The following is a 20064-nucleotide window of genomic DNA, read 5'->3' as shown; positions in this document are numbered from 1 at the left end:
AGTTACCCTACTCTTCTTGGAAAATCGCCTTAATTCCCTCTAGTTCCCGGGGCTTAATTCCGTTTTCACTAAGTACAACCACGGAATCGGCCCTTTTCCAGACAAGAATTTCTCCATTCGTATCCCAACTAATAATATCCTCAGGGAAATCTTCCACCTTTTTTAGCCCCAGCAGTTTGACTAATTCACCATACTTGTTCTCATCCACAATCTCATAGTAGTCCCTATATGCGTCTAACTCATATTTAAAAACGGTCTGCCATTTCCCTTTGTTGACCTGATTCAGCATGGCTGAACTCTCTATATGGGTCTCAAAATTGTTGCATTTCAAGTCGTATCCCTCATAATATCTGCCTTGCTCATCAATTGAAAATATCTCTTGATACAACGTATCTGCACAATTAAAGTGGCGTATGACGATATCATCCTCCGGTTCCATTACGATTAATCCGCCGAATCTTGTCTGGAAATCTATTAACTGAGCTGTAGGTATGATTGTTGCCGCTTGAAAAGCATTGATTATCTCCTTCTCATCCTTAACAGAGTCTTTCCATTCGGAGTGTGCAAGATAATCACAAGCTCTTTTTGTTGAATCTCCACCACTTAGCTGACGCTTGAAGGGGTGGATTCTTGCGAACAGAGGAGCAACCTCCTCTTATGGGCAAGCGATCCCTGCGTTCTCGCAGTTCTACGTTTATTTTTATAGGTAATAGCTATACCGCTACCTGTTTGATATTATAAGCCGCATTTTCATCCCGATCATGGTGTGTTCCGCAAGTTACACATGTCCATTCTCGAATCGAGAGGTTCTTCACTTCGGGATGGATTGTGCCGCATACGTGGCACTGCTGACTGGTCGGCTCGAAGGTGTCGGCAACCCGGAGGGTTCGTCCATACCAGGATGCTTTATACGTCAGTTGACGCACCCATTCGCCCCAGGACGCATCAGCGATGGACTTGGAGAGTTTGGGATTTTGTATCATATTCGCCACATGCAGATGTTCGATACTGATCGTTTGGCACTCACGGATCAGCTTCGTTGTCATCTTGTGGAGAAAATCCTTCCGGGAATTTGCAATGTGTTCGTGAATACAAGCAATGTGTTTCTTGGCTTTCTTCCAGTTGGAGCCCCCTGGTGTGCGTCTCGCCAAACGCCGCTGCCACAGCGCAAGCTTTTTCTCGTATTGACGGTAAAACCTGGGGTTGGCAAAATGTTCGCCGTTGGAGCACACAGCATATTCCTTAAGCCCCAAGTCAATGCCGATATGTGCATCTGCTTGTGGGAGTGGGGTCTTTTCGACCTCGCAAACCAGGGAGACAAAATACTTATCGCTGGCGTTTTGCCGTACCGTAGCGGACAGTATACGACCCTCCAGCTTCCGGGAGTTGGCGAAACGCATCCAGCCGAGCTTGGGAAGCTTCAATCGGTTGCCTTCAATGGCGATATTTCCGTTCGTGAATTTCGTGGTGTAGCTTTGTACTGGATGCTTCCGGCTTTTGAAGCGAGGCGCTTGATTTTGCTTTTTGAAAAAGCGGTCAAAGCTATCTGCCACATGCCGAACGGCGGACTGTAAAGCAATACTATCGACTTCTTTGAGCCAGTCATATTGTGTTTTTAGGACGGGGAGCTGTGTCGCACAGGTCTGATAGGACAAACCTTTGCCTGTCTCGGCATAGGTTTGATTCCACTCTTCCAGGAAATGATTGAACACAAAGCGGCAGCAGCCAAACATTCGACGAATGAGTTGCTGTTGCCCGGTATTCGGGTAGATGCGGTATTTATAGGCTTGATGAACGATCATGTGCGACACCCCCATTTGTAGTATTTTCTTACAGTATAGCACGTATGTTCGCTGAATAGTTGAAAACCGCCGATTCCTCTCCGCCTACAGAGGTCGGAGTCTTTTCGGCTTTTGAAGATAAAACCATATCGTCACCCTTTCCTTATTCGTAATTTAACAGCTGGTTAGGCCGCGGCCATACTTTTGTTTCATAATAATTCTTTTAGTACATTTTTAGCCAGCCGTATCTTCTCATCATTGGCATCACGAAGTAAAGCCACAATGTCTTGAATATCGCTCTCTGCTGATGTAACGATGAAATCTTCATCCAGATATGCAAACAACTGTATTAAATTCACTTCAAGGGATTCCGCAATCTTATTTAAATTCAGCAAAGATACGTTTTTCTCCCCACGTTCAATCTGCCCTATGTATGAAAAATGAAATCCGCCTTTCTCACCAAGGGCTTCCTGAGACAAGCCCCGCTCTTTCCGAAGAGCACGAATACGGGTTCCTACGAGCTTTAAGATTTCCTTATCCATTACGGTATTCACCTCTCCATGTCAATCTTGCCCTATTTATAGATTACCTCTTAATTCTTCGGGTGTATCCCCCATTATCCTTACAGAATCCTTAGAATCTCCCCTTACACTGTGGAAGTGGAAAGGATGATATAATATGCGGGACAATATTTTAGAAACCCAGAATCTTTGCAAAAGCTTCAAACATCAACCAGCCGTCAACAAAGTATCGTTAGCAGTACCGAGTAACTCGATCTATGGGCTCTTAGGACCAAATGGTGCAGGCAAATCGACAACGCTCAAAATGATCGCAGGCATGCTGCGCCCCGATTCCGGGAGTATTCGTATTCATGGGCATGAATGGACCCGGAAGGATTTAGGCGAGATTGGCGTATTAATTGAGGCGCCACCGCTCTATGAGAATCTGACTGCCAGAGAGAATCTTAAGGTGCGTACGCTTGCCCTCGGACTGCCGCAGTCCCGGATCGAGGAGACCCTCTCCGTTGTGGATTTAACCGATACCGGAAAGAAACGTGCCGGACAGTTCTCCATGGGCATGAAGCAGCGGCTGGGAATCGCGATTGCACTCTTAAACCAGCCGAAGCTGCTGATTCTGGACGAACCGACCAACGGGCTGGACCCCATCGGGATTCAGGAGCTGCGGGAGCTGATCCGTTCTTTTCCCGGGCAAGGAATCACCGTTATTCTGTCGAGTCATATTCTCTCCGAGGTCGAACAGGTAGTGGACCAGATCGGAATTATCGCCGGGGGTGTTCTGGGGTATCAGGGAGCCGTTCCCCACGGGCAAGAGCTGGAAGCCTTATTCATGCAGGTCGCCGCAGCCAACCGAAGGGCTGGTGAATAACATGCTTTGTCATATTAGGGCTGAACGTTTAAAATGGCGGGGCACGGCTATCCCCAAGCTTGTCTGGCTAGCACCTGTGTTCACGCTGCTCCTTTGCGCTATTTTAACGGGCGGAGCCTTATTTCAAATGGGGGCTTACAACTGGTGGTACACGATGCTCTTGCCCGGAGCACTGACCCTTACCTGTTCACTGGCTCTGCATAAGGACGCCAAGATGAAATACCATGGACTGCTGGCTCTGCCCGTTGATCTGAAGACACTCTGGACCGGGAAAATAATTGCCTGCGCAGAATGGCTATTAGTCACTATCCTCCTGTTCCTGGTTGGCATTACTTTCGGCGGAATACTGTTCGGCCAAACCATTCCGCCGCTGAACAGCATGGCTGGCAGCTTCCTGATCTTCGTCACGTTTCTGTGGCAGATTCCATTGTGTCTGTTCCTGGCTGCACGACTCGGATTATTCGCTGCTGTTCTGCTTAATATATTCGGTAATGTCATGGGTGTCGTTGCCTTCGATACCGGAGGACTGTGGGATTTTGTGCCTTATACTATTACTGCCAGGCTCATGTGCCCAGTTCTGTCTATCCTGCCGAACGGTCTCAGCGTACCGGTGGACAGTCCGCTGAGAAGCACGGAAATGATTCTTCCGGATGCCCTGATCTCCCTGGCCTGGTTCGGATTGCTTTCCCTCCTTACTGCGCTATGGTTCCGTAAACAGGAGGCGAAGTAACATGGCTTCACTACTGGGATTGCTGAGAGCGGATCTGCTCAAAAGCCGGCATACGCCGTTTCTGCTAATTCATCTGCTGGCTCCTCTTATCGGAGTTGGCGTATTCTTGGCGTACTATTCGTACTCCCCATGGAGTGCAAACGACAAAGCACTGGCGTTTATTCAGTCTCTAGGATGCGCATTTCCTACCCTGATCGGGCTGGTCTGCTCCATGTCGGTGGAACAGGAGGCGAATGCAGGACAATTTCAAGGTATGCTTGCCATTCCCGCAAATAAAATCACAACCTTTATAAGTAAGCTGCTTCTCCTACTGTTGTTTGGCTTTGGAGCCGTCCTGTTTGCTTACACCCTTTTTGGCCTGGGGTTCGGCGGGATTCTGCAGCAGGACAGACTGGGAATGCCCTTTTACATCACCGGAGCGGTTATTCTGTTCACGAGCAATATGTTTCTCTATCTTCTTCATCTGACAGCCAGCCTGCGCTTCGGAAGAGGCGCTTCCATCGGGGTGGGGATTGTGGGGAGTCTGGTGGCTGCCTTAATGCTTACCGGGCTAGGCGATACCATCTGGCCGTATATTCCCTTCGCATGGGGCGTCCGCTTCATCTCTCTGTGGACAATCCACGCTTCCGGTACCATGCTATCCCCCGCTGTATCGGGGCTGAGCGCCGGAATTACGGTCTGGCTGCTGGGAACAATACTGGCTGCCCTTCTGTGCGCTGCATGGTTCCAGCGGTGGGAGGGACGCTCAGCCGATAATTAGACATACAACTTACAATCGAGGGAACGAATATGGCAAAAATACTCGTGGTAGACGATGAACCCGCCATCCTGTCGCTGATCCGCAACGCACTTATTACTGACAATCATCTGGTGACAACGATCTCCGATTCTACACAGGTGTGCCGGAACGACCTTGGCGCGTATGATCTTATTTTGCTGGATGTGATGATGCCGGGTGTGGACGGCTTTACACTTTGCCGGGAGATACGTGCGGCGGTGGATTGCCCGATCCTTTTTTTAACGGCCAAAACACTGGAAAGCGATCTGATGTACGGCCTGGGACTGGGGGCAGATGATTATATTGTGAAGCCCTTTGGCATAGGTGCGCTGCGGGCACGGATTGGCGCCCATCTCAGGCGGGAAAGCAGGGAGCGGCGGAATGTTCTATATCTGGAGAATGTACACTTCAACCTCTCCGGTAAAGAACTGTTGGTCCAAGAGGACAAAGTGCCTCTGACCAAAAGCGAATATGAAATTTGCGAATTTCTGGCCCGCAGCCGCGGACAGGTCTTCTCCAAAGAACATATTTATGAAACGGTCTTCGGGTTTGACGGAGAAAGCGACCGCAGCGCCATTACAGAGCATATCAAGAACATCCGCGCCAAGCTGAGCAAATACGGGATCGACGCGATTGAGACCATCTGGGGGATTGGATATAAGTGGAATCTGTGAAACGAATCAAAACAGTGCGGCTTCGCACCTTTTTCCTGCAATACCTCCTGTTCTTAAGCGCGGGGACCATTCTGCTGCTGATACTTGTGCTTGGCTTGTTCACACTGGCGTTTTCCTCCAATGTTATACTGCCTGCTAACTATGCCGAGAAGGAGATTGCTGCGTTCAAGGAGCGTCTTGCCTCAAGCAGAACAGTAACGCCCGATAGCGTTCCGGGAATGGTAGATTATACGGTTTTCACCCAGGAAGGAGAACTTCTCGCCGGTAATCTGAGCCGGAGTGAAGCAGCACATGCCTGGGAGATTATACAGCAAGGCAATACTCAGGACTCTCATTTCTATACAACCGCCCAGCACGGACAGGAGATCTGGATATTCCGGTATAGCTTAACACCGCAGTATGCATCTTCCTTGCTGCGCAGCTATCTGCCGAATCCTCAGCTGCTGGGAGTGCTGCTCTTCATCTTGGGAATTTTGCTCCAAGCGGCCTTGCTTGCCGCCCGGTTCGGCAGAAAACTCACGGAGAAAATGGCAGGATTACAGGAAGCGACAGAGAACATCCAGCGCGAGAATCTTGAGTTTACCGTCAAGCCCAGCGGTATCCGCGAAATCGACGATGTGCTGGTCTCACTGGACCGGATGAAAGAAGCCCTGCACACTTCACTTAAGCGGCAGTGGGAGCTGGAGCGTTCCCGCAGAGAGCAGATTTCCGCGCTGGCCCACGATATCAAAACCCCGCTTACCGTCATTCGGGGAAATGCGGAGCTGCTGCAGGAGACGACACAGAATGCTGCCCAGCTGGAATATAACGGATACATTCTTCGCAGCGCCGAGGATATTGAAGCCTTCGTACAAGAGGTTATTGATCTGTCCAGCATGCAGGCCAGCTTTGTTCGTCAGAAATCGCTGGTAAGTACAGCGGAGATTCTTGGAGAATTAGAGCTGCAGATGAAGGCTCTGTCCTCCGGCAAGGACCTGCATACGCTTGTCCAGAAGGATACCTTTCCAGCATTTCTTTTTATAGATAAGGAGCTGTTTCAGCGGGGAATCATCAATGTGATCGCCAATGCGGTCGAGCATACGCCTGCGCAGGGGAGTGTTGCTTTGCTAGTCAGGGGAGATGACGCTGCTGTCCATTTCACGGTTACGGATACGGGAAACGGCTTCTCGTCAACCGATCTGAAAGAAGCCGCCACTCAGTTCTACAGAGGGGACCAGAGCCGAAGCTCCGGCAATCATCACGGGATGGGACTGTACATTGCCGAGTCCGCCGCCCAGCAGCATGGAGGGAGCTTAACTATCGCAAATATGTCCTCCTCCAGTGGAGGGAAGGTAACTATGAGCATTCCTGTTTCTACTAGAGGCGGGGATGGTTATGGGCAGGAGTGAAGGGGACTTGTTTGCGATAACAGATTTTATATCCTTTATCGAAATATCCATTTTGCGAAGTACTGCAGTAATTCGTATACATAAGAGTGCATTTTCATCATAAATTCTCCAGCCAGAGGAGGTATCCCTTGAACTTTTAAATAGTCCCTCTGATTCCCAGTGGCGCAATGTGCGACTCGTCAGTCCCATCTGCTCCGACAATTTATTGATTGCAACAGATCTGTTCATCCTGGTCTCCTTTCCGAGCTCTCAAAGTTATAATAGCACTTGACGCTGCGACAACTTCAAGAGTGTTCCTTCTCTAAAATGAGATTACTTGCCCCTACTTATGATAAGGTTCACCGAAACATTTGCAAGGCAAAATTATAGGGCACCCGATTGGATGCCCTAACGTTTGGAACAGGAGTGTGGAGCGGCAGACATTGGCTGTGCAAAGGAATTTAGAGGCTTGTCAGCCAGTCTGCCAATTCTTCGGTCTGGCTCAGAATAGCTATCGGGTCCCAGTAGCCGGAGCGATCGCTTGTCCATAAAAACACATGATCATTTTTGACTGCTGGAAGCGCCCCCCAGATCGGGTCTGCTTTGAGTTCATCCAGCGTTTCCGAATCGGAGGTCAGTATAATATAATCTCCCGCATACTTTGGCAGTACTTCCGCAGAAAATGAAGCCCAGCCGGGATCGGTCATTTCGGCTGCGACAGCCGCTGGAGGCTTAAAGCCGAATCCATTGTATACCGGCTGTCCGCCTTTACCGAAGCCGGTTCCGACAGCCATCAAGCTTTTTTCACTCATTTCAATAACTGAAAATGTGCTGTCCGCAGGTATAACCTTCAATACGTCTTCTTTGGCACTGGCGGTACGGGTGTCATAATCGGCAAGCCAGGCTTTCGCCTTTTCTTCTTGGCCAAGCAGCTCGCCGAAATAAGCGACCTCCTCATGTACCGTTTTTAAGGAAGCGTACGGAATGACGACAGTAGGCGCAATTTTCGACATCTGCTCATTCAGCTCAGGATAGAAGTCGTCCATAATAATCAAGTCCGGTTCAAGCGATAAGATTTTCTCTACGTTGCCATTCCCGTCCCCTATATTATCAACGTCTTTCAAATATTCCTGAAAGTAAGGATTTTTAATATGATGATCGGATGTTCCGATGGGTGTAATGCCAAGCGCAATAAGACTACCAAGATACTCCCCCGCAACGATTCGTTTCGGATGAAGCGGTACCTCCACATCACCGTTAACTGTTGTAACGATTTTGGTCTGCGGCTGCTCCACAGCATCATTCGTGCCGCATGCGCTCAGCATCAGAATAAAGCTTAGCAGCAATACTGATGCCAGCGTAGGCCTTGAATGTTTAAACATGAATGAATCTCCCTCTCTGATGCCATGATACTGATAATCGTTATCAATGATATTAGTATAGTTAAATGGTTCAGGAGGGACAATGGAGGATTCCATGGTTATGGCAGGACAATCTTCTAGTATCTTCTTGCCGGCATGCACTTCTCTATAGCGAATTGGAGAAACACCCTTGTATTTTTTGAACAGCCTGCCCAAATAGCTTGGGTCTTGATAGCCGATGCCCTCTGCAATTTCCTTCAGCGTAGCATCTGTTTCAAGCAGCAGTGCCGCTGCCTTATCCATGCGCACCTTGATTAAGTAGTCAATTGGGCTAAGTCCTGTACGGATTTTAAAATAAGAGGATAAATGGGGAATGCTGTAATTCACGCTTTCCGCCAGTGATTCCAGCGTAATAGACTCCGCATAATGTTCATGGATAATAGCGGCGACCTGAGCTGCCAAATCACGTTTCGCCGGGCTTACACCGTGCACCTGCATTTGATGAAGCAGATCATGCACAAACTGATAGAGTAAGGTCCGAACGCGCAGATGCACAAGTGGTTTCTGTTTCTCCCACTCCTTGAACATTTCACTCAATATCCGATGCAGCGCTACCGGATTGTCCGGCGTTATACTGTACGAATGATCAAAGGAACGAGCCGGATCTAATAATGCGGCAAGCTCTGCGGGTACCGGAGGATTCATACTCACTTTATAATAAACGCTATAATAATCCATGCCTTCGCTGCCCGCGACCATGTTGAGCACATCGCCTTTACCTGTATGAAGCACTGTAAACCGCTGCAGGCGATGAAATTGCTCTCCCAGATAAGCTGTAGCCTTGCCGCGAACCGACATGAGAAACAGGTTTGAGGGTACAGAATAGGAACGAATGGATTCGCCAGTGCTAATCGTGGTGCGGCGAATATCTATGACTTTGCAATTCGCGTGATTCCAAGAAACCATAAGATCATTGATGTCCATGCCGCAGCCCCGCCTCCACTCTCAAAATTCTGTTTTATTTCATAATGGCCCCGCCATACGTGCCGCCCAGCTTACCGCTGACCTTCCTGCCGTTCTATTAAATAGAACAAATAATCGGTCGGGACCCCGGCGTACCCCTGCTGCCTCAGCATCGCGGTCACATTGCCCCGGTGATATGTCCCATGGTTGACCACATGCTGCAGGATGCCGGAGAAATGCGTATCGAGACGACCGTACTTCGGATGCTCGATCGTCATCGCCTTGTCCGGGTCTGGCGTACGCCGCAGCAAATCGCGAAACTGTTCGGCGACGCCAGCGAACAGCCGCCGCATCTCGTCCACGGTTTTGCCCTGTGCTTCTTCCGCCCAGCCCGGGATTTTCGGGAAAATCTCCTCGTTCGGAGCTTCCGCCAGTACGGACATATAGAGCTTTTCGTACAAATACATGTGCCCAAACGTTTTCGACACGGACGGGAACACACTCGTCACTTCCGCATGGAAAACATCCTTCGGAAGCTGCTCCAGATGGGTGAATAGCTGGTCATTCGCCCAAACATGATATTCGTATAATTGCTGCGGATGTTGAAGCATGTATGAATCCACCTTTCCTTTATTCATCGTCGTTTGGCCGCCACTGCCGCAGCCTTATCTCTATCGTATGCCGGGTTCGCTGACAACCGTTGTCAGCGGAGTTCAATCGGGATCGTCTTCGTAATGTTTTGCGATTCCGTAAGCCATTTCCTGAATCTGACGCTTCAGCTCCAGCGGCTCCCGTATACAAATGGCCGGACCAAACGTCAGCAGATACATCGGAAGGTACTTGTTCATCGTCGGAACGTCGAGCAGAAACCGCGCCTCACGATCGGTCCTTTCCGTCAAATAGTGGCGTAGATGCCAGTGGCGGCAAACCGCGTTCAACGTGTCGGGCTCCCCCTCGATACGGATGACCGTTAGCGGTCCGTCCGCCTCCCGTTCCCGCTTAGACTGGTCGTGGAAATAGGCAGACGCGGAGAAATGCTCCGGCTTTTCGAACCGCGCTTCGGTTGACTCCAACCGCGCGATACGATCTACGCGGAACGTCCGCATTGCCAGCGACCGATGGCAAAACGCGACGACGTACCATTCGTTCCGGTCGTAAGCCAACCCGTATGGATCGACTTTACGTTCGTCGGCCTGTCCCGCGTGCTCCTTACGATAGGCGATGCAGACCGTTCGCCCATCCTTCGCCGCCTGCTCCAGGTCCCGCAACAACAGAACACCGGAAGGCGGACGCACCGGAGAAATCACATCCAAGCCACTCGTCTGACGGGACAGATCGTCGCGCTGCTCTTCGTGCAGCCCATTCTTCACTTTCTCCAATGCGCTTTCCAATTCTTCCGTATACGGATAGCCGGCACCTTGCGCAAATTTAAACGCATCCACAAGTGCCTTCAGCTCTACGGAATTGAAGAACAATGGAGTCTCCCTGAAGCTTTCCAGAATGTGAATGCCGCCGTCATGGCCCGATTCCGCAATGACTGGCACACCGCTGGCGCATAATGCGTCGATATACCGGTATACGGTGCGGATGCTGATCTCCAAACTGTCCGCGATCTGAGCGGCGGTGAGTTTCCTACCGGAGCGTAGCATCCAAAGCATGGATAGCATATTATCCCATTTTGCCAACGGGAGCACCTTCTTTCCTCGCGAAAATGTGTTCGGAAGTGACTCTTTACTACCTACGGATAGATAACTTCCGTCTGTTCATCAAAATATCCAGCTTCGGATAAGACAATCTCGCTCAGATCATATTTTACAAATATCCGTAAGGACCTGGCAATATGATCCCCATAATTCTCACCAAAGTAAATACTGTAATAATCCCTTTGATCTACCTCATTACTTTTATTATCTGGTCTTTTTTCGACTACAACAAAATAAATAGGATCGCTTAATTGTTCTTCGTCTTCATTTGTATCAGGCCAATCCTTTAGTTTTACTGTAGTTTCGTTTAAATCGCTGTATTTAAGAACAAAGGAAAGGATCTCATCATCTGACGAATTACTGTTATTGCATCCGACAATGAAAAGAAAAGTGAGAATGAAAAAAAACCGGATAACCTTCATCAATCTGGGGGTCCCTCCAATGAAAAAAATAGCTGTCTGTAACGCCAAGCTTTTAGGGGGTGTCCCAATAGCCCTCAAATGGCTTGGTACACCCCCTCACTATTTTTTGCTTTAATAACTTTTCTTTGATCCAACGTTAAATTCTCGATTAGTTGCCCTCTTCCGTGAAAGCAAAGCCGCATTGCGGGCTCAGGCAAATCCGGTTCAGATCGACGTATTGCTTCACTTCCTCGCTTTCAAGCTACTCTGGCTGAGTATCCCTGTTATCTTCCAAATTTACTATGACACCATTGTTCTCCAGCTCTTGGATAACCTGCTCCGCTTGTTCATTCAGCGGGTTGTTTGCCAAAGATACTTCTTGTAATTGGGGCAACGTTTCGAGCACTTCAATATCCTGGATGAGGTTATCGTCTAGATAGAGATGTTCCAATGTTGGATGATTTTTTAACGGCGTCAAATCTTGAATTTTATTTCCGCTCAGTAAGAGCCATTCTAACTTCAATTTTTTAATGGGACTTAGGTCTTCCACCTGATTGTTGCTGGCAAGAAGATCGGTCAGCTTATTTAGATTTTTTAACGGCACTAGACTTTTTATCTTGTTACCGTCAACAACCAGCTTCTCTAGAGAACTTAACCCGGAAATCGGTGAAAGATCCGTAATCTGATTCTCCTCAACTGCTAAGAACGTTAACTTTTTCAACCTGCTTAGCGGGTTAATATTCTTTATCTTTTGGCCGGGCAGAAATAAGCTCTCCATGTTAACCGCATATTCAAGACCCTGTAAACTGGTGATTTTAGCCTTAGATTCGCTAGGATACAAAGATTCCAACTTCTTCAAATCAACTGCCTTCAGCTCTTTCTTAGCCGGCAGCTCTAATTCCGCGCGAACGGCTTTCGCCAAAGCCGGGTCTGTAATGACGGATGCGGCCCAAATGGATGTTGCCGGTAAGAATACGAGAACCAAACAAATCACGATGATATTTTTCATTAGCTTAGCAGGCATATACACTCTCCTTTTCAAGCACATTGAATAAGTGCCATTCCTTACCTTTATCGGATTTCACTTCAAAAATGTTCAGCTTAACCTGTTGAATTCAATCAAAATAATTAAAATTTATACCGAAAAAATACCCTAAAACTATATCACATAGTCATAGGGCATTCGCGCTAAATTTTGAAGAAATATGAAAGCATATCTTGTCGTTAAATCTCTCGCACAATCGTGTCCGTTCTATACATTTTTTCTGCTTCAATAGGACTTTCTTTTGCTGTCATATGGTGCGGAATAACCCGGTAAACTTGAACCGGTCCGCCGAATACAGCCGACCTATACTTGTCCACATGTTGCTTGGACAAAGGGCGGTTATAATAGCCGGGTACGTATTTATTGATCAATCCCTGAAGTACATGAGTGGCTTCGTCCAAATCTGTGATCGGCTCTGCCTGTCCAAATATCATTACGCTCATATAAGCCGTATCCGTTTTAGCAGGTACCGGATCCGTAATGGTCCCGTATTCCTCACACACCGTAAAACACACCTCTGGATTTTCGCTCATGACCTGATTACGTCTTCCATCGCCAGCCCCGTGAATATAGAGCTTCCCCTCAGACCATACATAATTTAGCGGTACAACATAAGGGAGGTTCCCATCAACCAACCCAAGATATCCAATTCTCGCTTGCTGCAGGAAGCTTTCAATTTTCTCCTGATCCTTGCATTCCCTGGTCTTGTAACGAACTGGATCCATTTCGAAATCTCTCCTTTCACTCATGAGATATTCATCCCACTCCAATAGTTTGAACTCCGATACTCTTCTAGAGTGCGGCAACGACTCAGATTGCAAATACCAGCGTTATTACGGTAGTATATCAGTGAATGGAGTGCCTTTTAAGATCCAAACATCAAGGTTATGAGCAATCCATAATTACTTAATATTTTATGGTTGGAGCTACTATTTGGAGGTATACACGATGATGAAAGTAATTCGTAATGATAAGAGACCGATCTGGCAGCAATTGCTTGATCAAGCCATTCATAATATTACAAGTGGAATCTGGGCTCCAGGAGAATTGCTGATTCCTTCCCGCGAACTCGCTCACCAGATAGGCGTCTCTCGCTCTACTATACAGATCGTCTATGAGGAATTGCTAAGTCGAGGCTATACGGTTACATCCCGACGAGGAGGAACGCGGGTTAGTAAATGGAATCAAATCACTGAGTCAACGAAGGAAATCATAGCAAATGGCCCTCTGCCTCCCTCACTTCCCTTGTTGGACTCGGCGGTCGATCAATTACAGGACTGGTTCAGAGGCAAAGAACATGGAGAAGCGGATATTGATTTTAGTCCCCACGAACCTTATTTGGATGGACATTTTCAAAAGAACTGGCGACAATCGTTTCTCCACGCATCCGCTGCAATGGACTTATCAAACTGGGCTTACGGCAACCTCTATGGCCTCACACCATTACGTGAGCAAATTCAGCGTTATTTATCACTTGAACGAGGTATCCATATCCAAACAAATCAGATTCTGTTGACCTCAGGAGCTCAGCATAGCATTGACTTAATCGCACAATCGCTTTTATCTGATGGGGACACTGTCTCTGTAGAAGATCCCGGTTTTCCAGCTTCCTGGATGGCGATGAACTATCGGCGTATGAATGTGGTGCCCGTCCCCGTTGATGCGCATGGTCTTGTGGTTGACCGTATTCATCCACAATCCAAACTGATCTTTGCGACTCCTTCGCACCAGTGCGCGGTCGGGGTTGTTATGTCGGAGCCGCGCAGGCAACAATTGCTGCATAAGGCCGTGCAAGAACAATTTTGGATCATTGAGGACGATTATGACAGTGAATTTCGATATCGTGGGGACCCGCTTCCCACACTCTTTAGTCAGGCATCTAATAATACCTTGTACCTCATGAGTTTTTCTAAAATGATTGCTCCAGGCATCCGTATTTCGGCTATCGTTGGATCTGCCCGGGCAATTGCTCAACTTGCCAGGGTACAGGAACTGACTTACCGTCATCTTCCGATTATGGATCAGCTCACACTAACCCACTTCATCAAGAATGGGCATTTTATGCGCCATATGAGAAGAGTCAGAAATGTCTACCGGCGAAGACACGAAGCTATGACAAAGGCTATTATGGCTAGCGGTTTAGGGGAACGCTTCACACTAAGTGGAGTAGAAACGGGATTGCATATGTTACTTGAAGCTGTAGAATCATACGACGAAGAAACCGTGACAAAGTTAGCCCTTCAACAGGGAATACGTGTATACCCTCTTGGACCTTATTGTTTGGAAAGCAAAAGGAAGGGCTGGGTGTTGGGGTTTGCAAAAGTAGATGAAGCATCGATTGAGCAGGGAATCCATCGTCTTGCGGAGCTGATCTTATAGGGTCATGTTCACAAGCTAATTAGGCTTTAGTAGGGGTTCTATCCTCAGGGGCTGTAATACGAACCAGGAAGATGATGCTTTATGGTCGATTTTCCGTTGCTTGTCGCTTATTCTAGAAGCAAAATTTTTATGCTACCGGAGTTATTGTATATGAAAATTGACATATCTATATAATTAGATATAATGGGGCTATGGAAACCATGATGATCTTTAAAGCTTTGTCCAATGATACCCGTGTGAAAATTTTGGAATGGTTAAAAAATCCGGATGAAAATTTTGGACCGCAATTGTATTTACCAACGGATGCTGACTTTAAAGGAGGGATTTGTGTAGGTAGCATTCAGGAAAAAACGGGATTGGCACAATCCGTGATTTCCAGCTATTTAATGGTCATGAAGAAAGCTGAACTTCTAGAATCAAGGCGATTTGGACAGTGGACCTATTATCGGAGAAATGAAGAAACCATTCGTAAATTTGCCGACTATATCAAGAATGAAATGTAGGTAACCAGAATATAGGATTACCTGCTCATTTTTAGATAATATATCTATAATAATAGATATATAGAAATAAGGTAAAACATTGTGTTACAAGGAGAAAAGAAATCGTGAAAAGAATCAGTCCACTATTTTTTATTGCGTTGGGTATATTTGGAATTATAAATACCGAACTTGGTGTAGTCGGAATTTTGCCAATGGTCATGGAGAAATATAACGTTACTGCAGGACTAGCTGGAATGCTTGTTAGTTCGTTTGCACTTATTATTGCCCTTTTTGGCCCATGGATGACGCTATTGCTGTCAAGATTAAATCGTAAAACTGCATTGACTGGCATTCTGATTATTTTTGCCGCTTCCAATTTGATGTCAGTTTTTGCTCCGAATTTTTATATGCTTATGGCTCTCCGAATGATTCCAGCTTTCTTTCATCCGGTTTATTTCTCCATTGCCTTTGTACTAGCCACTGAATTATCAGTAAAGGAGGAAGCCGCGAAGGCGAGTGCAAAGGTATTTCTTGGGGTAAGCATGGGCATGGTGCTCGGGATCCCGCTTTCTTCCTATATTGCCAATCAATTTTCACTTGGTACCTCATTTTTATTTTCTGCCCTAGTGAATGTCATTGCGTGTGTTGGAATAGGAGTAATGGTTCCAGCCATGTCGGCAAAGGAGAAAATCTCTTTTGGAACACAGCTTGCGATATTACGAAAACCCGCTTTATGGTTAAATAGCGGTGCTGCTTGCTTCATATTTGCTGCTATGTTTTCTGTATATAGTTATTTTGCGGAATATTTAGGACAGAGGTCTGATATGAGCGGGAAACTCATTAGCGTGATGCTTGTGATTTTCGGAATTAGCGGTGTGGCAGGAAATTGGTATGCTGGAAAGCTATTAAGCCATCGTATGTCGAAAACAGTGCTGCTTTATCCTGTCGCTTTAGGAATATGTTATTTACTTCTTTATTATGTGGAAACACCCCTTATTCTCATAAGTGGGATTATCATTGTGTGGGGAGCTGTTCATACGAGTGGACTTATTGTAAGTCAAATTTGGCTGACATCGGAAGCTTCAGAAGCACCGGAATTTGCCAACAGTTTATATGTGTCTTTTTCAAACTTAGGCGTCACGATGGGTGCGGCAATAGGAGGCTGGTTTATATCACGATTAGGAGTAGGAGAAGTCGTTTGGAGCGGTTTACTTTTTGTAGTATTGTCTCTTTTGTGTATCGTCGTAAAAATAATGTGTTTTGACTTACATGCTAAACCCAATGTGAAATCTATGGTTACGGAAGAAGATTGACGGAACTCGTTTCTGTAGTCACACCTAAAGGGGATGTCAATTGCTGGAGGTGAGTTTTTAAGGCCATCCTTCGCTGAATGGCCTTATGTCTATCCAGCTATGATTTAAAGCCTCTTCCTAAAGTAAAGTTCTTAGCATCTTTTAAGTTAACATTCTTGAAAAATTACCTTCACTATTGTTTTTTCATTAGGCTTTGAAGAAAAAGATAACTCTGCATGATGCTTCTTAGCAATCTGCGCACATAATGCGAGTCCCAATCCATTTCCCCCTTCTTTTCTGCTTCTTGCCTTATCTACTCTATAAAATGCTTCTGTCACCTGAAGAAGCTGCTCCTCTGTCATTCCCTTTCCGTTATCTTCTACTTCAATAACTTTTTTCTCTTTTTCAAAATAAGCTCTCATCGTAATTTTACCTTTTGTGCTACATGCCTTTATTGCATTGTCTACTAAGTTCACAACCATACTTTCTATTAAATCTTCATTTCCTTTTATTTCTTTCAACTCATTGTAATATACTAATTCTATTCCTTTTTCTTTGAGCTTAATATTTTCGGTTTGATGAATTTTTTTAAACAACTTTTCTATATCAATTGATACCATTTCTATTTCTTTTTCTTCTCGTATTATTACCAGTTCCAATAAACTTTCCGAAATATTTTTTAACCTTTTACTCTCTGATAAAATATAATTGGTTGCAGCATACTTAGCTTCCTCACTTAAATGCGTCTTCTGCATATATTCAGCATATCCATAGATTGCAGTTAATGGAGTTCTTAATTCATGTGCCAAATCATCTATCAATCTCTGCTTTTCTTTCGCATGGTTCTCAAGCTCTTCCATCTGATATTGAATTTTATCCGCCATCGTATTAAAGCTTTGTACAACCTCTGCGATTTCTTCGCCACCCGTAATCTCTAGCTTTTCTTTGTACTCACCATTGGCAATCTTATTTGAGATACATGAAATTCTTTCTAGTGGTTTAAAAAGATATTCTAATAAAATAAACAAGCATATACTTAAAACTCCTGAAAATATTATACTTGCAGTAAATAAGGAGTTATTCAGCTTTTCCCACTCGTTTACTATATCTGTTATGTCTGCATAATAGACTAATGCATATTGGCTATACGGCTCTGGTAAGTACCCGCATATTTGTATGTATTTCCTTCCATCTAGTGTTACAACAGTTATCTCCGTTATATCTTTTTCTATATTTATTTCTTTATCACTTAATGTTGCTTCTATAGGTAAACTTGAATATCTTCTCTCTTTATCTTTATAAATCTGTAAATAAATTTTTTGAACTTCATATTGCTTATTATACATATCATAAGAACGAGCAATAGCAGCATCTGTTTCATAGCCTCTATTTTTCATAGCCACTATGTCTTTAGTCATACTATTTACTATAAAATTATGCTCTCTTAGATAGCTCCTCTTAATGCCTGAAAGGTTATGTTTTGTATTAACAATACTAAATACCATAATCCCAACATTAATAAACAATAGAAATAATACCAAGGTCCAGATGTAGGTTTTATTTTTCATACTACACTTCTAACCGATAACCTAGTTTATACACTGTTACAATTTTTTTCTCCAACCCCAACTTTTTTCTCAGCTTCTGAATATGGACATCTACCGTTCTTGTCTCTCCCATGTATTCATATCCCCATACCAGCTCTAAAAGCTTCTCTCTTGATAAAGCAATATTTCTATTTTTTATGAGTACCTCTAATAGCTCAAATTCCTTAGGTGTATATTCAACTACTTTATCCTTCAAAAAAAGCCTTCTACTATGAAGTTCAACCCTAACATTATCTATACAAAATGTATCTTCATCCTTCTTGGTTCGTCTTAATATAGCTTCTACTCTTGCAAAAAGCTCTAACATTTCAAAGGGTTTTGTCAGATAATCATCTGCTCCCATAACAAGCCCCTTTACCCGATCCTCTACGCTTCTTTTAGCCGTTAAAAGAATAGCAGGAATACCCTTTACTTGTTCCAATACCTCAAACCCATCCATTTTAGGCAACATAATGTCCAGTACAACTAAATCAAAACTTTTATTCTTTATCATTTCTACGGCTGTCTCACCATCCATAGCGAAATAGCAGGTATGCCCTACCAAACTTAAGTTTCTCCTTATTAATTCATTAATTGCCTCTTCATCTTCTACTACCAGAATATCCGCCATGCTTTCACCCCATCATATTAAGCAACTAATATCCTTTACACTTGAAATCTGTACATAGATGTACTATTCTATGTGGAAATGTATAAATATTTCACTTATTATCTCACATTAAAACTTCAACATTACTGATATTTCTTTTTTTTACAACTCTGAAACAACTTTATAATAGTACCAATGTATTTTCTTGTTATTTTTATTTTGTATTAAAAAACAATAACAAGGAGGACAATAAAATGTCTCGAAAATCATCAGATCCAAGAAATGTCGTAAAAAACGGTTTTAAAAGTATTAAAATCATTACCTTTATAGGTGTCTCTTTCCTGCTGCTCACACAAGTCGCAGTAGCTGGTGAACTAAAAACTGTAGACAAGGTTCCTACTGCTTACAATGTCTCTAAACTTTCCTACTTAGTGGATAGACAAATTCCTGCTGGCTATGTAAAGGCTAATTATAAGGCTATCTATGCCCCTTACACTCAAAGTAAAGCACCTAGTCCTAAAGATTTATCTTTACAAGAAGCTGCTGAAATAGCTGCCCAGGAGATATTTAAATTTTCTGACGTAACACTTGATAATCAAACGCTTCAAATGTCCTATTCCCCTCAAGCTGGTCAATCTAGTTCTACGTGGTGGGCTCAGGTAGACATTACACCCTTCTATAGTTTTTCAGTTGAAGTGGATGGAGGTACAGGTGAACTAATTCGCAGCAAATGCACTGGTGGTCCTAATATAGACAATGAGTTTGTTATTGATTCACCTTCAGCCGATAAACTCATATCTGAACGACTCGATGCTGGAACTAAACAATTTACTCTTGATGGCTCATACGCAAAAGTCGAAAATCTTATCACCAAAAAAGGCTATATAACTGAACCTACTAAATCCATAACCTATCAGTGGATATCTGCTGATGCATTCGCAGTAATTTCACATACCTTTGATGTCACAACTTCTTCTAATAAACTCTATCGTGTTGCACTCTCTCAAGATCTTACTCAACTGAGAGACTACTATAGGGTTTTAAGTACGGAAAATAAATAATTTTGCAACTATGAAGCCCCTGCAGATATCAATGTTACACCAGAAAAGGCACCCATTTGGGTGCCCAGGCTGTCGAGAAAGTCTCGACAGCCTTATTTATATGCAATTAGTTTAATGCGTCACCGCGTTAATTTTGTATAATATAGGTAACTATATGGTCGGCGGACGTGTTCCCGTAACCGGATCTACCCATGTGAAGGCCAATGCGAATAAACACCAGTACACGAAACAACAAGTGCGGCAAAATACCAAAGATTACGTGGACGAGCTCAATGCCGCCGTGGACGAAGACCGTAAAGAGCATGAAAAAAAGCCCTGAAAAATGCAAAAGGAGCTGCCGCGGCATGCTCCTTCGTTTGATATTCTTATGGAATTTTATTCTCATGATTTGCATGACAGGCTGACGATTCGGTGCCGTAGGCACTTCGAAAAGTCGGTCTTTTTATTGATTTACCTTGTAGAGTT

At 44.9% G+C, this 20064-nt stretch carries 22 protein-coding genes; 10 read left to right on the top strand and 12 right to left on the bottom strand.

Annotated features, from left to right (window positions below; all coding sequences use genetic code 11):
* Positions 1–7: 7 nt before the first annotated feature.
* The 3 genes from NYE29_RS10725 to NYE29_RS10715 form a co-directional block, all read right to left on the bottom strand.
* The gene (locus tag NYE29_RS10725; RefSeq protein ID WP_340895910.1) at positions 8–439 is read right to left on the bottom strand and encodes a hypothetical protein; all 432 of its coding nucleotides are present in this window, start codon (positions 437–439) and stop codon (positions 8–10) included.
* A gap of 274 nt (positions 440–713) precedes the next feature.
* The gene (tnpB, locus tag NYE29_RS10720; RefSeq protein WP_340895909.1) at positions 714–1802 is read right to left on the bottom strand and encodes an IS200/IS605 family element RNA-guided endonuclease TnpB; all 1089 of its coding nucleotides are present in this window, start codon (positions 1800–1802) and stop codon (positions 714–716) included.
* Positions 1803–1990: 188 nt separating this feature from the next.
* Positions 1991–2323, bottom strand: a complete 333-nt coding sequence (locus tag NYE29_RS10715) for a helix-turn-helix domain-containing protein (protein WP_076111852.1) — start codon at positions 2321–2323, stop codon at positions 1991–1993.
* Positions 2324–2459: 136 nt separating this feature from the next.
* Between NYE29_RS10715 and NYE29_RS10710 the strand changes: the two genes are divergently transcribed.
* The 5 genes from NYE29_RS10710 to NYE29_RS10690 are packed head-to-tail and all read left to right on the top strand — an operon-like array spanning position 2460 to position 6737.
* Positions 2460–3167 carry a lantibiotic protection ABC transporter ATP-binding protein gene (locus NYE29_RS10710; protein ID WP_076111850.1) on the top strand — a complete coding sequence of 236 codons (708 nt, stop codon included), beginning with the start codon at positions 2460–2462 and terminating at the stop codon, positions 3165–3167.
* A 1-nt stretch (position 3168) separates the two neighbouring features.
* Positions 3169–3897, top strand: coding sequence for a lantibiotic immunity ABC transporter MutE/EpiE family permease subunit (locus NYE29_RS10705; RefSeq protein WP_076111848.1), 729 nt, complete (start codon positions 3169–3171; stop codon positions 3895–3897).
* Position 3898: 1 nt separating this feature from the next.
* Positions 3899–4657 (top strand): lantibiotic immunity ABC transporter MutG family permease subunit, encoded by a 759-nt coding sequence (locus tag NYE29_RS10700; RefSeq protein ID WP_076111846.1) that lies wholly within the window; start codon positions 3899–3901, stop codon positions 4655–4657.
* Positions 4658–4686: 29 nt separating this feature from the next.
* Complete coding sequence (locus NYE29_RS10695; RefSeq protein ID WP_076111844.1) at positions 4687–5349, top strand: response regulator transcription factor; 663 nt, start codon at positions 4687–4689, stop codon at positions 5347–5349.
* The gene (locus NYE29_RS10690) at positions 5346–6737 is read left to right on the top strand and encodes a HAMP domain-containing sensor histidine kinase (protein ID WP_340895907.1); all 1392 of its coding nucleotides are present in this window, start codon (positions 5346–5348) and stop codon (positions 6735–6737) included. The genes NYE29_RS10695 and NYE29_RS10690 overlap by 4 nt, the downstream gene beginning before the upstream one ends.
* Here NYE29_RS10690 and NYE29_RS34570 read toward each other — a convergent pair.
* The 7 genes from NYE29_RS34570 to NYE29_RS10660 form a co-directional block, all read right to left on the bottom strand.
* Positions 6642–6965 carry a MerR family transcriptional regulator gene (locus tag NYE29_RS34570; RefSeq protein WP_076111841.1) on the bottom strand — a complete coding sequence of 108 codons (324 nt, stop codon included), beginning with the start codon at positions 6963–6965 and terminating at the stop codon, positions 6642–6644. The genes NYE29_RS10690 and NYE29_RS34570 overlap by 96 nt on opposite strands.
* 212 nt (positions 6966–7177) lie before the next feature.
* Complete coding sequence (locus NYE29_RS10685) at positions 7178–9061, bottom strand: AraC family transcriptional regulator (RefSeq protein ID WP_076111839.1); 1884 nt, start codon at positions 9059–9061, stop codon at positions 7178–7180.
* A 71-nt stretch (positions 9062–9132) separates the two neighbouring features.
* Positions 9133–9678 carry a DinB family protein gene (locus NYE29_RS10680; protein WP_340895905.1) on the bottom strand — a complete coding sequence of 182 codons (546 nt, stop codon included), beginning with the start codon at positions 9676–9678 and terminating at the stop codon, positions 9133–9135.
* Between the two features lie 75 nt (positions 9679–9753).
* A complete protein-coding gene (locus tag NYE29_RS10675) occupies positions 9754–10734 on the bottom strand; it encodes a helix-turn-helix transcriptional regulator (RefSeq protein ID WP_256718154.1) in 981 nt (326 codons plus the stop codon).
* A gap of 44 nt (positions 10735–10778) precedes the next feature.
* A complete protein-coding gene (locus NYE29_RS10670; RefSeq protein ID WP_340895904.1) occupies positions 10779–11168 on the bottom strand; it encodes a hypothetical protein in 390 nt (129 codons plus the stop codon).
* A 238-nt stretch (positions 11169–11406) separates the two neighbouring features.
* The gene (locus NYE29_RS10665; RefSeq protein WP_076111832.1) at positions 11407–12168 is read right to left on the bottom strand and encodes a leucine-rich repeat domain-containing protein; all 762 of its coding nucleotides are present in this window, start codon (positions 12166–12168) and stop codon (positions 11407–11409) included.
* A 200-nt stretch (positions 12169–12368) separates the two neighbouring features.
* A complete protein-coding gene (locus NYE29_RS10660) occupies positions 12369–12914 on the bottom strand; it encodes a pyridoxamine 5'-phosphate oxidase family protein (RefSeq protein ID WP_076111830.1) in 546 nt (181 codons plus the stop codon).
* 223 nt (positions 12915–13137) lie between these two features.
* Between NYE29_RS10660 and pdxR the strand changes: the two genes are divergently transcribed.
* From pdxR to NYE29_RS10645, 3 genes are all read left to right on the top strand, one after another.
* Positions 13138–14568, top strand: a complete 1431-nt coding sequence (gene pdxR, locus NYE29_RS10655) for a MocR-like pyridoxine biosynthesis transcription factor PdxR (protein WP_340895903.1) — start codon at positions 13138–13140, stop codon at positions 14566–14568.
* Positions 14569–14759: 191 nt separating this feature from the next.
* Positions 14760–15071: an ArsR/SmtB family transcription factor gene (locus NYE29_RS10650; RefSeq protein ID WP_340895902.1), complete on the top strand. Its 312-nt coding sequence runs from the start codon at positions 14760–14762 to the stop codon at positions 15069–15071.
* 104 nt (positions 15072–15175) lie between these two features.
* Positions 15176–16363, top strand: coding sequence for an MFS transporter (locus NYE29_RS10645; RefSeq protein ID WP_340895901.1), 1188 nt, complete (start codon positions 15176–15178; stop codon positions 16361–16363).
* Positions 16364–16509: 146 nt separating this feature from the next.
* Here the strand turns inward: NYE29_RS10645 and NYE29_RS10640 are convergent, their stop codons facing one another.
* Positions 16510–17910: a sensor histidine kinase gene (locus NYE29_RS10640; RefSeq protein WP_340895899.1), complete on the bottom strand. Its 1401-nt coding sequence runs from the start codon at positions 17908–17910 to the stop codon at positions 16510–16512.
* A gap of 1 nt (position 17911) precedes the next feature.
* The gene (locus NYE29_RS10635; protein WP_076111821.1) at positions 17912–18559 is read right to left on the bottom strand and encodes a response regulator transcription factor; all 648 of its coding nucleotides are present in this window, start codon (positions 18557–18559) and stop codon (positions 17912–17914) included.
* A gap of 233 nt (positions 18560–18792) precedes the next feature.
* Here NYE29_RS10635 and NYE29_RS10630 point away from each other — a divergent pair, with 233 nt between their 5' ends.
* Together NYE29_RS10630 and NYE29_RS10625 are read left to right on the top strand one after the other, a co-directional pair.
* Entirely contained in the window at positions 18793–19599 is an 807-nt protein-coding gene (locus tag NYE29_RS10630) for a hypothetical protein (protein WP_340895897.1), read from the top strand.
* 133 nt (positions 19600–19732) lie between these two features.
* Positions 19733–19918: a hypothetical protein gene (locus NYE29_RS10625; protein ID WP_179091784.1), complete on the top strand. Its 186-nt coding sequence runs from the start codon at positions 19733–19735 to the stop codon at positions 19916–19918.
* Positions 19919–20064 lie beyond the last annotated feature (146 nt).

Source organism: Paenibacillus sp. FSL M7-1046 (assembly GCF_038007405.1).
GTDB lineage: Bacteria > Bacillota > Bacilli > Paenibacillales > Paenibacillaceae > Paenibacillus_AQ.
Note: the sequence above shows the minus strand (reverse complement) of the source record. Positions and strands in the feature narration are given on the sequence as shown.

Coding starts and splice junctions, on each gene's coding strand:
- NYE29_RS10640 (WP_340895899.1), bottom strand. CDS start 17,910: ATGAAAAATAAAACCTACATCTGGACCTTGGTATTATTTCTATTGTTT.
- pdxR (WP_340895903.1), top strand. CDS start 13,138: ATGATGAAAGTAATTCGTAATGATAAGAGACCGATCTGGCAGCAATTG.
- NYE29_RS10685 (WP_076111839.1), bottom strand. CDS start 9,061: ATGGACATCAATGATCTTATGGTTTCTTGGAATCACGCGAATTGCAAA.
- NYE29_RS10630 (WP_340895897.1), top strand. CDS start 18,793: ATGTCTCGAAAATCATCAGATCCAAGAAATGTCGTAAAAAACGGTTTT.
- NYE29_RS10710 (WP_076111850.1), top strand. CDS start 2,460: ATGCGGGACAATATTTTAGAAACCCAGAATCTTTGCAAAAGCTTCAAA.
- NYE29_RS34570 (WP_076111841.1), bottom strand. CDS start 6,965: ATGAACAGATCTGTTGCAATCAATAAATTGTCGGAGCAGATGGGACTG.
- NYE29_RS10650 (WP_340895902.1), top strand. CDS start 14,760: ATGGAAACCATGATGATCTTTAAAGCTTTGTCCAATGATACCCGTGTG.
- NYE29_RS10700 (WP_076111846.1), top strand. CDS start 3,899: ATGGCTTCACTACTGGGATTGCTGAGAGCGGATCTGCTCAAAAGCCGG.
- NYE29_RS10635 (WP_076111821.1), bottom strand. CDS start 18,559: ATGGCGGATATTCTGGTAGTAGAAGATGAAGAGGCAATTAATGAATTA.
- NYE29_RS10680 (WP_340895905.1), bottom strand. CDS start 9,678: ATGAATAAAGGAAAGGTGGATTCATACATGCTTCAACATCCGCAGCAA.
- NYE29_RS10715 (WP_076111852.1), bottom strand. CDS start 2,323: ATGGATAAGGAAATCTTAAAGCTCGTAGGAACCCGTATTCGTGCTCTT.
- NYE29_RS10665 (WP_076111832.1), bottom strand. CDS start 12,168: ATGCCTGCTAAGCTAATGAAAAATATCATCGTGATTTGTTTGGTTCTC.
- NYE29_RS10660 (WP_076111830.1), bottom strand. CDS start 12,914: ATGGATCCAGTTCGTTACAAGACCAGGGAATGCAAGGATCAGGAGAAA.
- NYE29_RS10695 (WP_076111844.1), top strand. CDS start 4,687: ATGGCAAAAATACTCGTGGTAGACGATGAACCCGCCATCCTGTCGCTG.
- NYE29_RS10705 (WP_076111848.1), top strand. CDS start 3,169: ATGCTTTGTCATATTAGGGCTGAACGTTTAAAATGGCGGGGCACGGCT.
- NYE29_RS10725 (WP_340895910.1), bottom strand. CDS start 439: ATGGAACCGGAGGATGATATCGTCATACGCCACTTTAATTGTGCAGAT.
- tnpB (WP_340895909.1), bottom strand. CDS start 1,802: ATGATCGTTCATCAAGCCTATAAATACCGCATCTACCCGAATACCGGG.